Source organism: Methylobacterium durans (assembly GCF_003173715.1).
Classification (GTDB): Bacteria; Pseudomonadota; Alphaproteobacteria; order Rhizobiales; family Beijerinckiaceae; genus Methylobacterium; species Methylobacterium durans.
The window spans coordinates 3,780,452-3,799,440 of sequence record NZ_CP029550.1 but is presented as its reverse complement, the minus strand read 5'-3'; the positions used below and the strand labels follow the sequence as shown (position 1 = coordinate 3,799,440).

The window sequence follows — 18,989 nt, the reverse complement described above, 5'->3', positions numbered from 1 at the left end:
GACGGCGCTACTTCGAGACTGCGAACAGGCGCGAGATGAACCACAAGGGCACGACCACGACCGCTCCCGCGACGATCCAGCCGCCGAAATCGTGGAACGCCTCGAGGCCGAGATCGACCAGCGCGCGCACCGTGTCGTAGGCGTGCCAGAACAGGCGCGCCGGCGTCAGGCCGAGCATTGCCATGAAGGCGCCGACGAGGATCGACAGGAACAGCAGGCGCAGGAAGACCGCGGCCGGCGAACCACCCAGGAAGCGGCGCAGCGTTGACGATCGCTGCCCGCCGTAGCCGTGCGGCGGCGCCTGGTACGGCGAGCCCTGGTACTGAGAACCCTGGCGGCGCGGGTCGTGCTCGACGATCATGCGTGTTCCTCGGCGAATTCGCCTCTTCCAACCGCCCGAACCCGGCGGAAGCGTGACGGATGCGTCACACCTTCCGCGAAACCCGCCGCGGCCTGGAGCGTTAGGCGGTTTCGCGCCCTACCCCGAGATGGCAATGCGGCGCCGGCCCGCCAAGATCACACGGACCGCCCGCCTTCGAGCCTTGCGCAATCAGCCGCGTGTGCCGAAGCGGGATGGACCGTCCAAGCTTGTGCGCAACCGTGTTACCCTCGAACTCCACCGACGAGACGAAGGCCCTATGATCGACCACGCCCTCTTCGACCCGGCGACGATCGATCCCGAAACGAAGCGGCTCAACGCCGAGATCGTCGCCGCGCACGCCGCGCAGGAGGATCCCTGGGACCTGCCGATTGCGGAGGTGCGCGCGCGCCGCCGTCGCGGCACCCAGGCCTCGCCTGCGATGCCGCGCAGCGCCCGGGCCGAGACGTTGACGATCGAGGGGCCGGGCGGTCCCCTGTCCCTGCGGGTGATCCGTCCCCGCCTGCGGCCCGGACAAACGGCCCGCGGTGCCTACCTCCACATCCATCGGGGTGGCTGGGTGTGGGGCTCGGCCGACGAGCAGGACCCCTGGCTGGAGCGAATCGCCGACAATTGCGGCTTCGTCTGCCTCTCGGTGGAGTACCGGCTCGCGCCGGAGCACCCCTACCCCGCGGCGCTGGAAGATTGCGAGGCCGCGGCCCTCTGGCTCGCCGGTCCCGGCAAGACGGAGCTCGGCGTGCAGGCGCTGACGATCGGAGGCGAGTCGGTCGGCGCGCACCTCGCCGTGATGGTGCTGCTGCGCCTGCGCGACCGGCACAAGATGCCCCGTGCCTTCCGGGGCGCCAACCTCAATGCGGGCTTCTACGACCTCGGGCTGACGCCGAGTGTGCGCAATTGGGGCGAGGAGCGGCTCGTGGTGAACACGCGCGACCTCACCCGCTTCGCCGACGATTACGTGCGCGCGGGGGTCGACCGGCGCCGGCCGGACGTCTCGCCCCTCTACGCCGACCTCAAGGGCTTGCCGCCGGCCCTGTTCACGATCGGTACCGCCGATCCGCTCATCGACGACACCCTCTACATGTCGGCCCGCTGGGCGGTGGCCGGCAATGGCGGCCATACCGCGGTCTATCCCGGCGGCTGCCACGTCTTCGTGCGCTATCCCGGCGAGATGAGCGAGCGGGCGCTCGAGCTGATCGACCGCTTCCTCACTGCCCTTGCCTGAAGGCCCTTACCTGCCGCCCGTCTTCGCGGATTGGTTCGCGCGGCGCGGCTGGCGGCCGCGGCCTCACCAGCTCGACCTCCTGCGCCTCGCCGGCGGAGGCCGCTCAGCGCTCCTCGTCGCCCCGACCGGCGCGGGCAAGACACTCGCCGGCTTCCTGCCGAGCCTCGTCGCGCTCTCGCAGCGGCCGCCGTCCAAGATGGGCGGCGGCCTGCACACGCTCTACGTGTCGCCATTAAAGGCGCTCGCCGTCGACATCGCCCGCAATCTCGACGCGCCGATCGCCGAGATGGGCCTGTCCGTCCGGGTCGAGACCCGCACCGGCGACACCCCCGCTCACAAGCGGACGCGGCAGATCGAGCGGCCGCCGGACATCCTGCTCACGACGCCCGAGCAGCTCTCGCTCCTGATCGCGCACCGGGAAGCGGCGGAGCTGTTCGGCTCGCTCCGCTGCGTGATCCTCGACGAGCTGCACGCCCTCGTCACCTCGAAGCGCGGGGATCTGCTCTCGCTGGCGCTCGCCCGCCTCCACCGCCTCAGCCACGGCCTGACGGCGGTCGGCCTGTCGGCGACGGTGCGCGAGCCCGACGAGCTGCGGAAGTACCTCGTCCCGCAAACAGCGCTCCCGGCGCCTTCCGGCGAGGGGGATCGCGCGCCGAGCAGCGGTCCGATGGCCGACCTCGTCGTCGTCGCGGGTGGCGCCAAGCCCGACCTGCGCATGCTGGAAATCGACCTGCGGCTACCGCTCGCCGGCCACACCGCCTACCAGTCGATGCCCGCGATCTACGACCTGATCCGGGCGCACCGCACGGTGCTGGTCTTCGTCAACACGCGTCTCCAGGCCGAGTACACGTTCCAGGAACTCTGGCGGCTCAACGACGACGTGCTGCCGATCGCGCTCCACCACGGGTCCCTCGACGCGCAGCAGCGCCGCCGCGTCGAGGCGGCGATGGCGGCCGGGCAATTGCGGGCGATCGTCTGCACCGCCACCCTCGATCTCGGCATCGACTGGGGCGACGTCGATCTCGTCGTCAATATCGGCGCGCCGAAGGGCGCGAGCCGGATCATGCAGCGGATCGGTCGGGCGAACCACCGCATGGACGAGCCCTCCAAGGCCTATCTGGTGCCGGCGAACCGGTTCGAGATCCTCGAGTGCCAGGCGGCCCTCGATGCCGTCGAGGAGGCCGCGCAGGACACGCCCGACGCGCGGATCGGCGCGCCGGACGTGCTCGCCCAGCACGTCCTCGGCATGGCCTGCGCCGACGCCTTCGATCCGGTCGCGCTCTATGACGAGGTGACGACGGCCGCGCCCTACGCAGGCCTGACCTGGGAGGATTTCGAGCAGGTCGTCGACTACGTGGCCACCGGCGGCTACGCGCTCCGGGCCTACGAGCGCTTCGCCAAGATCCTGCGCGGGCCGGACGGGCGCTGGCGGGTGCGCGACGCGCGCGTCGCCCAGCAATACCGGATGAATGTCGGCACCATCATCGAGGCGACGACGGTGAAGGTCCGCCTCGCCCGCGCGCTGCGCGGAAAGCCCGGCACGGTTCTGCCGAGGACCGGCCGGGTGCTGGGCGAGATCGAGGAGGATTTCGCAGAGACGCTCACCGTCGGCGACACCTTCCTGTTCGCCGGCGAGGTGCTGCGCTTCGAGGGCCTCACCGAGGATGAGGCGCTGGTGACGAAGGCGGGCCCCGGCACCGACCCGGCGATCCCCTCCTACGCGGGCGCTAAGTTCCCGCTCTCCACCTTCCTCGCCGCGCGGGTGCGCGCCCTCATCGCCGATCCGTTCGAGTGGGACCGCCTGCCGCGGCAGGTCTCGGATTACCTCCTGCAGCAGCGCCGCCGCTCCCTGCTGCCGGGACCGCGCGACCTCCTCGTCGAGACCTTCCCCCGCGGCGGCCGGCACTACGTCACGGCCTTCCCGTTCGAGGGCCGTCTCGCCCACCAGACACTCGGCATGCTGCTGACGCGGCGCCTGGAGCGGGCGCGGTTGAGGCCTCTCGGCTTCGCGGCCAACGATTACGGCATCGCCATCTGGACGACGCGCGACGTCGGCGAGCGGATCGGGTTCGAGCCGGATTTCCTGGAGGCGCTGTTCGCCGAGGACATGCTCGGCGACGATCTGGAGGCGTGGCTCGACGAATCCGCAATGATGAAGCGCACCTTCCGACAATGCGCCGTGATCGCCGGGCTGATCGAGCGACGCTTTCCCGGCCAGAAGAAGACGGGCCGCCAGGTCACGATCTCGACCGACCTCATCTACGACGTGCTGCGCAAGCACCAGCCCGACCACCTCCTCCTGCGTGCAGCCCGCCAGGATGCGGCAACCGGACTCCTCGACGTGAGGCGCCTCGGCATGATGCTAAGGCGCATCCAGGGGCGAATCATCCACAAGGCGCTCGACCGCGTCTCGCCCCTCTCCGTCTCCGTCATGCTTGAGATCGGGCGCGAACGGGTCTACGGCGAGGGGGCCGACGAGATTCTGGCTGAGGCCGAGGCACAGCTTCTCGAAGAGGCGCTGGCGTGAGCGATGACGCCCTCATCACGCGTGAGGATGCGATCTTGGCGCTCGGCCAGAGACTTGAGAAGACCACCAAGGCCCCCGGCCTGACGCTGGCCGGCGAGAGCCTGACCCTCGACCTGTGCGGCGGCCTCTGGCTGGAGGCCCACCGCACCCTCGTCGTCTCCGATCTCCATCTGGAGAAGGGCTCGTCCTACGCCGCGCGATCCGGCCAATTCCTGCCGCCCTACGACACCCGCGAGACCCTGGCCTGCCTGCACGAGGCGATCGCCCGTTTCGACCCGCACCGCGTGGTGGCGCTGGGCGACTCCTTCCACGATGCGCGCGGGCCCGAGCGGATGGAGCCCGGAGACCGGGCCATGATCGCGGCCTTGCAGGAGGGCCGGGATTGGGTCTGGATCGCCGGCAATCACGACGCGGCAGTCAACGAGGGTGTCGGCGGACGCTACGCCGAGACGCTGAGCCTCGGCGGCCTCACGCTCCGCCACGAGCCGACGCCGGACGCCGCCGAGGGCGAGATCGCGGGGCATCTCCATCCCTGCGGCAAGGTCGCGATGCGCGGGCGCGCCGTGCGCCGCCGCTGCTTTGTCACGGACGGTCACCGCCTGATCATGCCGGCCTTCGGCGCGTATACCGGCGGGCTGAACGTGCGCGACCGCGCCTTCGAGCCGCTCTTTCCCGGCGGCTTCACCGCACACCTCCTCGGCGACGGCCGCGTCTTCGCGATCGGCCGCACGATGCTCGCGCGAGACTGAGACTCGAGCTCAGGCCGCGATCAGGAGCGCGGCGCCTGCCACCCCGGACAGCACCAGCCGCAGGCGGCCGAGCCATGTCGGCACCAAGCCGCGCCGGGGCAGATCCTGGTCGATGAGCCCCCAGGCCAGGACAAGTCCGCCGAGCATGCGCAGATCCCAGGGAGCCGGCGCGGCCAGCGCCGCCCAGGCCAGGAGGGAGGGCACGATGGCCACGAGGTAATCGGCGTTGCCGGCATTGCGCGCGGCCGCGGCGCCCCAGCGGATGCCGCCGAGGAACGAGGCGATGACGGCGCCGTAGGCGGACAGGATCGTGCGCGGCGACAGGCCGATGGTGCCGAGCCCCCCGTCCGTGCCGCTCACGGCGAGCGCCGCAAAGCCGAGGAACGGGATCAGCCCGGCGACGCCGAGGATGACGGCCCCGAGGGGAACCGGTGTCACGCGCGCCATCCGCACTCCCGGTTGAAAGGCGCCGACCCCGCGGGATCGGCACGTCCGAACGATTATACGGCTCTCATGCCACGCGGTTCCCGCGCTGCGGCAATATGGCCAAGCTTCGCCGGCGTGCCGTCGTTTCGTCGGCTCAGATCCGGTTCTTGGCCGGCTGGAAGCCGCCAGCGAGGGCAGGCGGCGGCGGGGCGCCGAGCAGCGTCATCGCGCCCGGGGCGTCCTTGGGTTGCGGCGGCTCGTTGACGAGCGGCTCGGCCTTGCGGGGCTTGAAGCCGGCGGCGATGCTGCGCGCATTGGCAAGATCGCTCGGCGGGAGCTTGGCGCCGACATCGTCGCGCTTCTTGGCGGCATCCTCGTCCCCCTGCGCGGCTGCGGCGGAGAACCACGCGTAGGATTGGACGAGATCCTGCGTGACGCCCATGCCGCGGGCGTAGAGGACGGCGAGATTGTACTGGCTGTCGCGCACGCCGAACTCGGCCGCCCGCCGGAACCAGGAGGAGGCGGTGGCGTAGTCCGGCCGCCCGGAGGGACCGGGATTTTCGGCGTAGAGCACGGCGAGGTTGTGCATCGAGCGGGCGTGCCCCTGTTCGGCCGCACGGCCGTACCAGAGCTTCGCCTGGCCGAGGTCGCGCACCACGCCCGAGCCCTTCTCGTAATGGCCGGCGACCTTGTATTGCGCCGGGGCGTAGCCGCTCGCGGCGAGCTTCTCGTAGAGCTTGGCCGCGAGGGCAAGATCACGTGGCATCCCGCGGCCGTCCGCCTCGCGCGCGGCGAGTTCGTAGATCGCGGCCCCATCACCCTCCAGGGCCGCCTGGCGGAGCTTGGCGAGGCCGGTCGGGACGCTCGCGAGCTCCCCCGCGAAACCGCCCATACCGGCGATCTGCGGTGCGGCCGACTTCGCCGGCGGCGTCGCGCGAGGCGCCTCGGCGGCGGGGCCACCGATCGCCTGAGTGGTCTGCGGGTCGGCGGTGACCGGCGGCCGCGCAGCCTCCGCGGGCGCCGCGGCCTGGGGCGACGGTTGACCCTGCAAGTCGGCTGGCGGCGCGGCGTCGCGCGGAGCGGCCTCCACCACCTGCGGTGCGGCGACCGGCGCTGGCGCCGGGTCCTCGTGAAGCCCGAGCGCCTGCAGCGCACCGAGCACGAGGACGATCGCGGCGAGGCCGAGCAGCAGGGGCCGGCGGCGCCGGTCGATCTCGGCCTTCAGCCGCGAGGTGCGGCTCGCCGGCCGAGGCGCCGCGAGGGAGGCGCGGAGGGCGGAGCGCTCTCCCCTGACGTCGGTCGCAAGGCTCGCCTCGGAGGCGACCTCGGCCTGCGCGGCCTGGGCGGCGCGGCGGGCTGCCGCGATGAAGCTGGTCTTGATGTCGGCCGAGGCCTCGCCGGGCTCGGCAGCCTCCGCGGACCGCTCGCGCGACGGACGGCCGGCGCCGGGCTCCAGAAGCTCGTCGGCAATGCGGCCGGGCTCGGCGGACGGCGACGGAGCACCGACCGGAACACGGGGCAGTTCCGGCCGCTTGGCCGCGCGCATCCGCGGCGCCGGCATGCTGGTCGAGGAGAGGAGCCGCTCGTCGATCGGCTCCTCGACGGCCTGTGCTGCCCGCGGCGCGGCGCGCAGGACTGTCGCGTCGCCGTCGAGCAGGCTGAGACGCGTGACGAGCCTGTCGAGGGCGGTCTGGACGCCCTCAAGGGTCGATTGCAGGCGGTGATCCGACGCCTCGTGCCGGATCACGAGATCGGCGAAGGCGGCACGCAGGCCGCCCAGTTCCGCCGCGTCCGCGCCGTGGGTGCGCCCGACCACCTCCGCGACGGCGTTCCGCGCGGCGAGTTCCGCCGCGGCCTCGATCGGCGACTCCTCCCGGAGGGCCGAGACCTGATGCAGCAGCTCGCTCATGGTCCGCTCGAGGCTCGCGAGCGTCGGATCCGCGCCGCGGGCATCGATCCGGTTCGTGAGCGCGAGCACCTGACGCTCCAGCGCGTCGAGCCCCTCGCCGCCATCCTTCGCGCCGACGCGGTCGACCTTCTCGGCGAGGTTTCGCAACTGACCCTGGATCGAGGCGAGCTCCGCGCTCGGGGGTGCCGGCTTTCGCAGGCTCTCGCCGATATCCTCGAGCCGGTCGATGAGATCGCCGACGGGACTCGCGCTCACGCGCTCCATCCGGTCGGCGAGCGCGTCGATGCGCCCGAGGATCGCCCGCGATTCGGCGGGGGCGGAGCGCGAGGCGCTGTCGTGGAGGGCGTCGAGCTTCTCCGCCATCGCTTGGATCTGGCCCGCGAGGTCGCCGGCATTCGGCGCCTTGAGGCCGGAGCGGATCTCCTCAAGCAGGGGACGCAGCTTCGCCATCTCGGAATGGTCGACGCCGTAGCCGTGCTGCAATTGCGCGATCTGGGCGCTGATCGCCTGAACGCCCTGCGCGAGGCTCTGGATGCGCTCGGGTCCCGCGAGCGAGGCGATCAGTCGGCGGATCTCGTCGAGCTCGCCGAAGAGGTTCGCGAGCGCGTCGCGGTCGGCGAAGCCCGGAGCCCCACCGGTGAGCGCGCTGTCGACGCGGGCGGCGAGGCGTTCGACGTCGCTCGCGACCCGAGCGTGCACGTTGTCGGCCACGTCGTCGGCGAGGCGCTCGACCTGCACGCGGATCAGCTCGATCGGCCCGGCGATGGCGGCGAGGTCGGCGGGCTCCTGCGTCCGCTGCACACCGTCTGCCAGCGACAGCATCGCCTGCTCCAGCGCGCCGACGTCGCGCCCGGTCGCGAGTCCGCCGATCGATTCGCGCAGGCGGCTGGTCTCGCGCTGCAGCTCGCTGATCGCCGGGGACGGCGTGCGCGACGGGTCGAGCCGGCTCTCCAGATCCCGCTGCATCGTGCCGACGGTGCCGGGATCGCCGCTCGCGGCGTCGAGCTCGCGCTGGCGCTGACGGATCTCGCTGACGGCGTCGCGCTTCTCGGCGACGGCCGGGCGGCCGCGGCGTCCGAGGGGACGCGGCGCGGCGAGCTGCTCGCCGAGCTCGTTCATGCGGCGCTCGATGTCGCCGAGCCGCTCGGCGACCTTCTGGACGGGCTCCGTGCCCGCCCCGACGACTTCCGCGATGCGGGTCTCGATCTCGGCAATGCGGTGCCCGGCCGCGTCGCGGGACGCCTTGCGGTCCTCGGCCATCGTGCGATCGATCGCGTCGAGGCGGGTCATCAGGGCGTCGAGCGTCTCGGAGAATCGCTGGCTGACATCCGGTGCAGCCGCCGGGATCTCGGCCGCCGGAGGCGTCCGTGCCGGCAGATCGGTTTCCGTCGCGGGTGAGTTCGCTTCGGCCTTGGTCTCCGCGGCGGACCGGCGCCGGCGCGCGGGCTTCTTCTCCGCGGGCAGGACCGACGCCATCCAGGTCTCGAGCGGCACGCCCGCGCGGCGGGCGACCTCCCGGGCCGCCTCGATCACGTCCGGATCGAAGCCCTCGAAGCTCGGGGAGGCGTTGCGTGTCATCATCGGACCTGGGGTCGGCGACTTCCGGTGCCGGCCGCCGCCTCGCCCGCAGATTCGCGCAGGTTCAGCAGACCGAGCCGTTGGCCCGAACAATTAACTTTCTTGGTAAACACCCCGTTAAGCAGGGTCTCGTTTCGGACAATAGGACCCAGCGGTCCGCCGCCGACCCCTCTTGCCCTCCGGTGCCGAGATAGTTTACATATGAACTATCAAGAGAGTCGCGCTGCCGAGAAGCGCGGCCGTGCTATCGAGGGCGACCGAACGCCCCTGACGGAGGATACGAGATGCCGAGCTATCGCGCCCCGGTCGAGGACGTGCTGTTCCTGCTCAACGACGTGCTCGGCATCCACAGGCACGACAATCTACCCGGCTTCGCGGACGCCTCCCCCGACGTGGTCGAGGCCGTGCTCTCGGAAGGCGGTAAGCTCGCCGAGGAAATGCTGGCCCCGGTGAACCTTCCCGGCGACCAAGAGGGTTGCACCCGCAACGCCGATGGTTCGGTCGCCACGCCGAAGGGCTTCAAGGCCGCCTACGATGCCTATGCCGCCGGCGGCTGGATGGGTCTCTCGGTGCCCGAGGAATTCGGCGGCCAGGGCCTGCCCCAGATTCTGAACACCGCGATCCAGGAATTCGCCTCGTCCGCGAACCTCGCCCTCGCGATGTATCCGGGCCTGACCCAGGGCGCGATCGCGGCGCTCCTCGTGCACGGCTCCGAGGAGCAGAAGAAGACCTACCTGCCGAAGATGGTCGAGGGGGCCTGGACCGGCACCATGAACCTCACCGAGCCCCATTGCGGCACGGATCTCGGCCTTCTCAAGACCAAAGCGGCCCCGAACGGCGACGGCTCCTACAGCCTGACCGGCACCAAGATCTTCATCTCGGCCGGCGAGCACGACATGTCCGAGAACATCGTGCATCTCGTCATCGCCCGCATCGAGGGCGCGCCGGCCGGCACCAAGGGCATCTCGCTCTTCGTGGTGCCGAAGTTCCTCGTGAACGCGGACGGGTCGGTTGGCGAGCGCAACGGCGTGTCCTGCGGCTCGATCGAGCACAAGATGGGCATACACGGCAATTCGACCTGCGTCATGAACTACGACGGCGCTAAGGGCTGGCTCGTCGGCGAGGCCAATCGCGGGCTCAACGCTATGTTCGTGATGATGAACGAGGCACGGCTCGCCGTCGGCGTGCAGGGGCTTGGCCAGTCCGAGGTCGCCTACCAGAACGCGGTCGCCTACGCGAAGGACCGGCTTCAAGGGCGTGCGCTCACCGGCGCGAAGGCCCCCGAGAAGGCGGCCGACCCGATCATCGTGCACCCCGACGTGCGCCGCACTCTGATGCAGATCCGCGCCTTCAACGAGGCGGCCCGCGCGCTCGTGCTCTGGACGGCGCTGCAATCCGACATCGTCCACCGCTCGCAGGATGCAAAGGAGCGGCAAGCGGCCGACGACCACATGGGCCTGATGACCCCGGTGGTGAAGGGTGTGCTCACCGATAGGGGCTTCGAGAACGCGGTCGCGGCCCAGCAGCTGTTCGGCGGGCACGGCTACATCGAGGAATGGGGCATGTCGCAATTTGTGCGCGATGCCCGCATCGCGATGATCTACGAGGGCGCCAACGGCATCCAGGCAATGGATCTGATCGGCCGCAAGCTGCCCAAGGACGGCGGCCGCGCCATGATGACCTTCCTCGGCGAGGTTCAAACCTTCATCAAGGACCACAACGAGGACGAGGCGCTGAAGGCCTTCACCGGTCCGCTGCAGGCGGCGCTCAACGACCTGCAGGGCGCGACCATGTGGTTCATGCAGAACGCGATGGCGAAGCCCGACAACGCAGGCGCGGGCGCCACCGACTACATGCACCTCCTCGGCCTCGTCGCGATGGGCTACATGTGGGCACGCATCGCCAAGGCGGCGGCGGCGAGGAAGCGGCAGGGGACCGGCTCGGCCGAGCGGATGGACTCCAAGCTCGTCACCGGCCGATTCTACATGGAGCGGATGCTGCCGGAGACGGCCGTGCGCCTCGCCCGCATCAAGGTCGGCGCCGACACCACGATGGCGCTGCCCGTCGAGGCGTTCTGAGAATGCCGGCTTGATGCAGGATTGAGTGCGGGTCCCCTCTCCCGTTCGGGAGAGGGACAGGGTGCGGCCTCTCCGGATACGGCCAACCCCTCACGACCCGGCGGTCGGACAACGAGGAAACCCACATGCCCGAGGCCTACATCTACGATCACGTCCGCACCCCCGCGGGCGCGGCAAGCCGGACGGTTCGCTGCACGAGGTCACGGCGCTGCGGCTCGCGGAGACCGCGCTTCGGGCGATCCAGGCGCGCAATGCCCTCGATACGCGGCGCGTCGACGACGTGGTGCTCGGCTGCGTCGATCCGGTCGGCGAGGCGGGCGGCGACATCGCCCGCGCGGCGGCCCTGGTGGCCGATTACGGCACCCATGTCCCCGGCGTTCAGATCAACCGCTTCTGCGCTTCGGGCCTCGACGCGATCAATTTCGCGGCCGCCCAGGTCATGGCCGGTCAACACGACATGACGGTCGGCGGCGGCGTCGAATCGATGAGCCGCGTCGGGCTCGGTGCCTCCGGGGGCGCCTGGCCGGTCGATCCGCACATCGCCATCAAGTCCTACTTCATGCCCCAGGGCGTCTCGGCCGACCTGATCGCGACGAAGTACGGATTCAGCCGTGACGATTGCGACGGCTACGCAGTCGAGTCGCAGAAGCGTTCCGCGAAGTCCTGGGGCGAGGGCCTGTTCCGCAATTCCGTGGTGCCCGTGAAGGACGTGAACGGCATCACGCTGCTCGACCGCGACGAGCACATGCGGCCGGGCACCGACATGCAGTCCCTCGGCCAGCTCAAGGCCTCCTTCGTGCAGATGGGCCAAATGGGCGGCTTCGACGCGGTCGCGACAGACGCGCATCCGGACGTCGAGGTCGTGGACCACGTCCACCACGCCGGCAATTCGTCGGGCATCGTCGATGGCGCCGCGGCGGTGCTGATCGGCTCGAAGGAGGCCGGGGACGGCGCCGGGCTGAAGCCCCGCGCGCGGATCCGGGCCTTCGCCAACATCGGCTCCGACCCGGCCCTGATGCTGACCGGCCCCGTCGACGTGACGCGCAAGGTCCTGAAGCGCGCCGGCATGAACCTGTCCGACATCGATCTGTTCGAGATCAACGAGGCCTTCGCCTCCGTGGTGCTCCGCTTCCAGCAGGCCTTCGACCTCGACCCGGCCAAGGTGAACGTGAACGGCGGCGCCATCGCGATGGGCCACCCGCTCGGCGCCACCGGGGCGATGATTCTCGGCACGGTGCTCGACGAATTGGAGCGCACCGGCAAGGAACGCGCTCTCGTGACGCTCTGTATCGGCGCTGGCATGGGCACGGCGACCATCATCGAGCGGGTGTGAAAAACGCAGCGCCGGGGGTGCGGCACCGACGCCGCGCCTCCCAAACCCTTGCGCGGGCTGATAGAGGGCGCGCGGCCGTAGCGGCGAACGGTGCGGCCTCACGACACCAGCCACGGGAGAAACGCCACGATGATGCGACTGCTCGCCACCCTCTGCCTGACGACGGCCCTTACCCTGCCGCTCGCCGCCCGCGCCGACGAGGCCGCGGACAAGCTCGCCGAGGCCAAGATTCTTGTTCAGAAGACCGTGATCAAGAACTTGGAGAACGGGTTCAACGTCGCCCTGGAAAAAACCGTCGCGCCGATGAAGGACGAGAAGGCCGACGCGATCCGCAAGGAGATCCGCGCCGAGTTCGAGAACCAGCGCGGGATCATGACCGAGGGTCTTGCCAAGGAATACGCCGACAAGTTCTCGCTCGCCGAGCTGAAGCGCATCAACGAGATCTACGACGACAAGACCTACCAGAAGTTCCAGACGATCAACGCCGACCCGTCCTCGACGGTGACTACGATCTCGCAGAATGCGGTGACGAAGCTCATCAACATGCTGACGGTCGCTGCAGCCGGCGAGAACGGCGGCGGCCCGGCCGGAATGCCGATGCCGGCGAAGTAAGGCGACGCGCCTCGGGACGGACGGCCGGTTCGGCCGATGCCGCCCTGACGCGAGGCGGCCGGAGCCCAACGGCTCCGGCCCCGCCCGAAGGACCGGCACCGAGACTCAAATCCCTGTGCCCCGTCCCGAGCGGGACGGCCCGAACGATCCGGTCAGGCGAGCCGCCTCGCCGATGCCAACCCGAGGATCAGCGATGAATCTCACGAATTTCCGCTTCGAGACCGACGCCGACGCCGACGGCATCGCGCTGGCCACCTGGGACATGCCCGGCCGCTCGATGAACGTCATCACCCCAGAGGTGATGGACGAGCTCGCGCAGATCGTCGACGCGGTCGCGGGTGACGCGTCGATCAAGGGCTGCGTCATCACCTCGGGCAAGGACAATTTTTCGGGCGGCGCCGACCTGACCATGCTGCAGGGCCTCGGCCGCGAGTACGAGCGCCTGAAGGCCGAGCAGGGCGAGGAGGCCGCGATGCGCGCCTTCTTCGAAGAATCCCGCCGGCTCAGCCTGCTCTATCGGAAGCTCGAAACCTGCGGGAAGCCGTTCGCGGCGGCCATCGCCGGCGTCTGCCTCGGCGGCGCCTTCGAGCTGGCGCTGGCCTGCCACCACCGGGTTCTCTCCGACGATGACAGGACCCGCGTCGGCCTGCCCGAGATCAAGGTCGGGCTCTTCCCCGGCGCCGGCGGCACGCAGCGCGTGGGCCGCCTGATGCAGACGGGCGATGCCCTGCAGATGCTGTTCAAGGGCGAGCAGATTCGCCCGCTGATGGCCCGCAACATGGGCCTCGCCCACGCGGTCGCCCCGAAGGACGAGATCGTCGCCAAGGCGAAGGAGTGGATCAAAGCCGGCGGCTCGGCGGTCGCGCCCTGGGACGTGCCCAAGTTCAAGGCGCCCTCGGGCAAGGTCTACTCGCCCGCCGGCATGATGATCTGGCCGCCGGCCAACGCGATCTACCGCCGCGAGACGCACGACAATTACCCGGCCGCCAAGGCGATCCTGACCGCCGTCTACGAGGGCCTTCAGCTGCCGATGGACCTCGCCCTCAAGGTCGAGAGCCGGCACTTCGCCAACATCCTCCGGACCAAGGAGGCGGCTGCGATGATCCGCACCCTGTTCATCTCGATGGGCGAGTTGAACAAGGGTGCGCGCCGGCCGAAGGACGTGGCGCCGAGCGCCATCAAGCGGGTGGGCGTCGTGGGCGCGGGCTTCATGGGTGCTGGCGTCGCCTATGTCTCGGCCAATGCCGGCATGGAGGTCGTGCTGGTCGACCAGTCGATCGAGGCCGCCGAGAAGGGCAAGGCCTACGCTCACACGCTCGTGACGAACCAGATCAACAAGGGCCGCGCCAAGAGTGCGGACCGCGAAGCGCTGCTGGCCCGCATCCATGCCACCGCCGATTACGCGGACCTGAAGGCGTGCGACCTCGTGATCGAGGCCGTGTTCGAGGATCCGAAGGTGAAGGCCGAGGTGATCGGCAAGGTCGAGGCCGTGATCGGCCCTGACGTGATCTTCGCCTCGAACACGTCAACCCTGCCGATCACGGGATTGGCCAAGGCTTCGCAGCGGCCAGACCAGTTCGTCGGCATCCACTTCTTCTCGCCGGTCGAGAAGATGATGCTCGTGGAGATCATCCGGGGGGCACCACGGGCGACCGGGCGGTGGCGACCGCGCTCGACTACGTGCGGGCGATCAAGAAGACGCCGATCGTCGTAAACGATTCCCGCGGCTTCTTCGCCAATCGCTGCGTGCTCGCCTACGTCCTCGAAGGCCACAAGATGCTGCTCGAGGGCGTGCCGCCTGCCATGATCGAGGCAGCCGGGCGCATGGCGGGCATGCCGGTCGGCCCGCTCTCACTGAACGATGAAGTGGCGCTCGACCTCGGCCTCAAGATCGCGCGGGCCACCGAGGCGCAGCTCGGGCCGGATGCGGTCGATTCCGGCCAGATGAAGCTCCTCACCGCTCTCGTCGAGACTCACGGCCGTCTCGGCCGCAAGAACAAGAAGGGGTTCTACGACTATCCCGAGGGCGCGCCGAAGCGTCTCTGGCCGGGCCTCCAGGATCTGCAGCCGGCCCGCCTCGACCCGGACTCGGTCGACGTGCAGGAGCTGAAGCACCGCCTCCTCGTGGTGCAGGCGCTGGAGGCGGCCCGCACCGTCGGCGAGGGCGTGGTGACGGACCCGCGCGAGGCGGATGTGGGCTCGATCCTCGGATTCGGCTTCGCGCCGTTCACCGGTGGCACGCTGTCCTACATCGACTTCATGGGCACGAGAGCCTTCGTAGATCTCGCCCGCGGCCTGGAGGCCAAGCACGGCCCCCGCTTCGGCGTGCCGGACAACCTCCTGCGCATGGCCGAGACCGGTGGCACCTTCTATGGCGAGGCGGCCCGGCAGGCGGCGTGAGGGAGCGACCTCGCAACTTGCGAGGTCTGAGTTTGCGTGAGCCGACCGTTTGGCGGATGCGACCTTTCCGGACCGGTCGCATCCGTGATCCCGACCCTCTCCCGAACGGGAGAGGGTCGCGCCGTCCGTGCGACCACCGTTCGCTGCTCGCCCAGCCTCAGGCCGCCTGTACGCGCCCGACCCGTTTAGGCTCGATTCGGTGGCCTGTCGGGGCCCCCTCGATCAGGAGGCGCAGGCGCTCGACGTCGGCGACATTCGCCGAGATCAGGTCCGTCACGTCCCCGTCCACCATCGCGTCGACGTGCCGGCAGCGGCGCCGGTTGCGGCCGGCCATGCAGGAACAGCGCAGGTAGAAGCCGAACGGGCGCTCCTCGAGCTCCACCTCATAGCGGTTGCCGGTGCTGCCGCGGATCATGAAGCGGATCGCGTCCGGAGCCTTCTGCGCGCGCCGCGCCGCGAAGAGAGCGCGGCCGGCAACGCCATCGCGCGCCGGCTGTGCCGCGCGCGGCCGGTCGGGCCCGGGCGCGAGCCGGGTCACCTGCAGCGGCAGCACGCGCGTCAGGCCGGCGACATCCCCTGCCCCGTCTGGCGCACGGCCGCGAGCGCGATCTCGGCGCAGGCGAAGGCGTCCTCGCCCGCATCGTGGTGCTCGAAGCGGATGCCCAGGCGCGCCGCCACCTTACCCAAGCCGCATCCTGCCGGATCCGGAAAAACCTGCCGGGCGATCTGCAGCGTGCAGAGATAGGAGAAAGCCGGGACCGGCAGGCCGTGAGCGGCAAGGGAAGCGCGCAGCACGCCCATGTCGAAGGGCGCGTTGTGGGCGAGGATCAGGCCGCGCTCGAGATCGGGCAGGAATTCCGCCATCACGTCCGGAAAGGCGGGCTTGTCCCGCACGTCGGCAGGCAAAATACCGTGGACGCGGATGTTGCCGGGCGAGAAGCGCAGCTCCGGCGGCCGGATCAGCCGCGATGCGCGCCGCACCACGCGGCCCTGCTCGATCCAGGCGAGACCGACCGCGCAGGCGCTGTCGCGCCGCTCGTTCGCCGTCTCGAAGTCGATCGCCAGGCAGATCATGCAACCGACGATAGGGTGTCGGGGACTCGCCGCGCAACCGGGAAGGCATCGACGCGGCAGATCGACGTAGTGGCGTCGCTGCCTCAGGCGCTCTCCACCATCGCCAGCCACTCGTCCTCGGAGACGACGCGCACCTTGTGCTTCTCGGCATCCTTCAGCTTCGAGCCGGCACCGGGACCCGCCACGACGAGGTCAGTCTTGGCCGAGACGGAGCCCGCGACCTTGGCGCCGAGGCGCTCGGCCGTGGCCTTGGCCTCGTTGCGGGTCATCCGCTCCAACGACCCCGTGAAAACCACCGTCTTACCCGCGAAGAGCGCCGAGGCGCCCGCCGCCTGCATCGGCTCGACCGCGACCTCCGCGAGGAGCGCCCGCACCGCCGCGTCGTTGTGAGGCTCGGAGAAGAACTGGATCAGCGAATCGGTCGCCACCGGCCCGATCTCGCCGTCGTCGGCAAAGAGGTGGTACGCCTCCCCCGGCTGCTGCGCGGCGGCTCGCGCGAGCGCCGCCTCCGCCGACTCCAGGCTCCCATAATGGGCCGTCAGGCTCTCGTGCTGGGTGGCCGTGAGGCGAGCCCGCACTCCCTCCGCGCTGTCGGCGGCTTCCACTTGGAGGAGCCGATCGCGGGTGGTCGGGCCGATCCGCGGGACCGTCGAGATTTCGATCCAGTCTGGCCCCGCCTGCGCGTCGGCGGCGGCGCGCAAGGCCGCCAGCAGGGCCGGCATGTCGGCGAAGCGCTTGGCGAGCGCCTTCGCCGTCGATTCCCCGATCTGGGGGATGCCGAGGGCGAACAGGAACCGGTTCATGGGCAGGTTTCGACGGGCCTCGACCGCCGCGACGAGGTTCTTGATCGCCCTGTCCTCGTCCTCGCCCTTTTTCTTCGCGACCTTCTTCGGCGCCTCGCCGGCCGCTCGGCGCTCCGCCGAGAGCGCCGCGCGCCGGGCCACGATGGCGGCCTTCAGACGCTCGAAATCGAGGCGGAACAGGTCCGCCGGCTGGCGCACGACGCCCGCCTCGAACAGCACCTCGATATAGGTCTCGCCGAAACCCTCGATGTCGAAGGCGTTGCGCGAGACGAAGTGCTTCAGTCGCTCGACACTCTGGGCCGGGCAGATCAGGCCGCCGGTGCAGCGGCGCACCGCGTCGAGCTTGCCCGTGCGGGGGTTCGTCTCGCGCACCGCCCGGCTTCCGCAGGCGGGGCAGGCGGTCGGGAAGGCGTAGGGTGTCGAATCCGCGGGCCGCTTCTCGATGACGACATCCATCACCTTCGGGATGACGTCGCCCGCGCGCTGCACCACGACCGTGTCGCCGACACGGATGTCGCGTCCGTCGCGGATCGGCTCGCCGTCACCCCCGACGCCCTGCACGTAGCCCTCGTTGTGGAGCGTCGCGTTCGACACCACGACGCCGCCGACCGTGACGGGGCGGAGCTTGGCGAGCGGGTTCAGCGAGCCCGTGCGCCCGACATTGATCTCGATCCCATCGACCACCGTGAAGGCTGTCTCGGCCGCGAACTTGTGCGCGAGCGCCCAGCGGGGCGCCCGCGAGACGAAGCCGAGCCGTCGCTGCAATCCGAGGTCGTTCACCTTGTAGACGACGCCGTCGATGTCGTAGCCGAGGTCGGGCCGCGCCTCCTCGATCGCCCGGTAATGCGCGAGCATCTCCGCCGCGCCGTCGCAGAGCGCGGTCCGCGGGTTGACGGGCAATCCCCAGGCGCGAAACCGCTCGATGACCCCGCCCTGCGTGCCCTCGAAGGACGGCAGGACCTCGCCCCAGGCATAAGCGAAGAACCGCAGCGGCCGCGAGGCTGTGATCCCCGGATCGAGCTGGCGCAGCGAGCCTGCGGCGGCGTTGCGCGGATTGGCGAAGAGCGGCTTGCCCGCTACCTCCTGGCGGGCATTGATGGCGGCGAAGTCCGCGTGGCTGAGATAGACCTCACCGCGAACCTCGCAGATCTCCGGAACGTCCGCGCCGCTCAGCGTCTCCGGAATGTCCTGGACGGTGCGCGCGTTCGCCGTGACGTTCTCGCCGACTTCGCCGTCGCCGCGGGTCGCCGCCGTGACGAGGCGGCCGCGCTCGTAGCGCAGAGAGAGCGACAGGCCGTCGATCTTCGGCTCGGCGGTAAAGGCGAGCGGCTCACCCTCCGGCCGGTTCAGGAAGCGCCGGACGCGGGCGACGAATTCCTCGACCTCCTCGTCGGCGAAGGCGTTGCCCAGCGACAGCATCGGCACCGCGTGCCGCACCTTCGCGAATTTCTCCGAGGGTTTCGCGCCGACCGACGCGCTGGCGGCGCCGGTGCCGGCGAGATCGGGAAAGCGCGCCTCGATCGTCTCCAGTTGGCGGCGGAGAGCGTCGTACGCGGCATCCGTGATGATCGGAGCGTCGGCACCGTGATAGGCCTCGTCGGCCTCCGCGATCTCGGCGGAGAGGGCTTCGTGGCGGGCTCTCGCCTCCGCCTCGGTCATCGCCTCGATCGCATCGGCACCGAGGATCCTGTCCTGTGAGGCGTGTCGAGCGGCCATGGAGCGCAGTGCGTATCCGTTGTCGATGGCGTGTGGGGGGCGAAACCTAGCCCAATGGCGCGGCGGAGGCGACGCGGTCCGGAGGAGAATATCGGGGACGGATTTGGGTCCCCTGTAACCGCGGCGGCCCCGCGGCGAATGGCCCAGCACGGGAACTCCCCCGTGCCATCGTGCGTCCGCGTT

9 protein-coding genes and 3 pseudogenes are annotated in these 18,989 nt (G+C 70.3%); 7 read left to right on the top strand and 5 right to left on the bottom strand.

Annotated features, from left to right (window positions below; translation table 11 throughout):
• Positions 1-7: 7 nt before the first annotated feature.
• The gene (locus DK389_RS17375; protein WP_109891430.1) at positions 8-361 is read right to left on the bottom strand and encodes a DUF6460 domain-containing protein; all 354 of its coding nucleotides are present in this window, start codon (positions 359-361) and stop codon (positions 8-10) included.
• A 277-nt stretch (positions 362-638) separates the two neighbouring features.
• Here DK389_RS17375 and DK389_RS17370 point away from each other — a divergent pair, with 277 nt between their 5' ends.
• The 3 genes from DK389_RS17370 to pdeM are packed head-to-tail and all read left to right on the top strand — an operon-like array spanning position 639 to position 4,877.
• Complete coding sequence (locus DK389_RS17370; RefSeq protein WP_109891428.1) at positions 639-1,601, top strand: alpha/beta hydrolase; 963 nt, start codon at positions 639-641, stop codon at positions 1,599-1,601.
• Positions 1,594-4,128: a ligase-associated DNA damage response DEXH box helicase gene (locus DK389_RS17365; protein ID WP_109891426.1), complete on the top strand. Its 2,535-nt coding sequence runs from the start codon at positions 1,594-1,596 to the stop codon at positions 4,126-4,128. Before DK389_RS17370 ends, DK389_RS17365 begins: the two co-directional genes overlap by 8 nt.
• A gap of 35 nt (positions 4,129-4,163) precedes the next feature.
• Entirely contained in the window at positions 4,164-4,877 is a 714-nt protein-coding gene (gene pdeM / locus DK389_RS17360; protein ID WP_109896500.1) for a ligase-associated DNA damage response endonuclease PdeM, read from the top strand.
• A 9-nt stretch (positions 4,878-4,886) separates the two neighbouring features.
• On the opposite strand, the gene DK389_RS17355 is transcribed toward pdeM, so the two are convergent.
• Entirely contained in the window at positions 4,887-5,324 is a 438-nt protein-coding gene (locus DK389_RS17355; protein ID WP_109891424.1) for a DUF3429 domain-containing protein, read from the bottom strand.
• A 133-nt stretch (positions 5,325-5,457) separates the two neighbouring features.
• Positions 5,458-8,793 carry a hypothetical protein gene (locus DK389_RS17350; RefSeq protein ID WP_335645476.1) on the bottom strand — a complete coding sequence of 1,112 codons (3,336 nt, stop codon included), beginning with the start codon at positions 8,791-8,793 and terminating at the stop codon, positions 5,458-5,460.
• A gap of 281 nt (positions 8,794-9,074) precedes the next feature.
• Here DK389_RS17350 and DK389_RS17345 point away from each other — a divergent pair, with 281 nt between their 5' ends.
• The 4 genes and pseudogenes from DK389_RS17345 (at position 9,075) to DK389_RS17330 (ending at position 15,213) form a co-directional block, all read left to right on the top strand.
• Complete coding sequence (locus DK389_RS17345; RefSeq protein ID WP_109891422.1) at positions 9,075-10,868, top strand: acyl-CoA dehydrogenase C-terminal domain-containing protein; 1,794 nt, start codon at positions 9,075-9,077, stop codon at positions 10,866-10,868.
• A gap of 125 nt (positions 10,869-10,993) precedes the next feature.
• Positions 10,994-12,201, top strand: a pseudogene (locus tag DK389_RS17340) (acetyl-CoA C-acetyltransferase).
• Between the two features lie 129 nt (positions 12,202-12,330).
• A complete protein-coding gene (locus DK389_RS17335; RefSeq protein WP_109891420.1) occupies positions 12,331-12,813 on the top strand; it encodes a DUF2059 domain-containing protein in 483 nt (160 codons plus the stop codon).
• 193 nt (positions 12,814-13,006) lie between these two features.
• A pseudogene (locus DK389_RS17330) lies at positions 13,007-15,213 on the top strand (3-hydroxyacyl-CoA dehydrogenase NAD-binding domain-containing protein).
• Between the two features lie 157 nt (positions 15,214-15,370).
• On the opposite strand, the pseudogene DK389_RS35290 reads toward DK389_RS17330, so the two are convergent.
• Positions 15,371-16,287 (bottom strand): annotated as a pseudogene (locus tag DK389_RS35290) (3'-5' exonuclease).
• 83 nt (positions 16,288-16,370) lie between these two features.
• Complete coding sequence (ligA, locus tag DK389_RS17320) at positions 16,371-18,749, bottom strand: NAD-dependent DNA ligase LigA (protein WP_418292064.1); 2,379 nt, start codon at positions 18,747-18,749, stop codon at positions 16,371-16,373.
• Positions 18,750-18,989: the final 240 nt, after the last annotated feature.

What these genes read in the sequence shown, in the direction of transcription:
- ligA (WP_418292064.1), bottom strand. Translation starts at nt 18,749, where the DNA reads ATGACCGAGGCGGAGGCGAGAGCCCGCCACGAAGCCCTCTCCGCCGAG.
- DK389_RS17355 (WP_109891424.1), bottom strand. Translation starts at nt 5,324, where the DNA reads ATGGCGCGCGTGACACCGGTTCCCCTCGGGGCCGTCATCCTCGGCGTC.
- DK389_RS17345 (WP_109891422.1), top strand. Translation starts at nt 9,075, where the DNA reads ATGCCGAGCTATCGCGCCCCGGTCGAGGACGTGCTGTTCCTGCTCAAC.
- DK389_RS17370 (WP_109891428.1), top strand. Translation starts at nt 639, where the DNA reads ATGATCGACCACGCCCTCTTCGACCCGGCGACGATCGATCCCGAAACG.
- DK389_RS17350 (WP_335645476.1), bottom strand. Translation starts at nt 8,793, where the DNA reads ATGATGACACGCAACGCCTCCCCGAGCTTCGAGGGCTTCGATCCGGAC.
- DK389_RS17335 (WP_109891420.1), top strand. Translation starts at nt 12,331, where the DNA reads ATGATGCGACTGCTCGCCACCCTCTGCCTGACGACGGCCCTTACCCTG.
- DK389_RS17375 (WP_109891430.1), bottom strand. Translation starts at nt 361, where the DNA reads ATGATCGTCGAGCACGACCCGCGCCGCCAGGGTTCTCAGTACCAGGGC.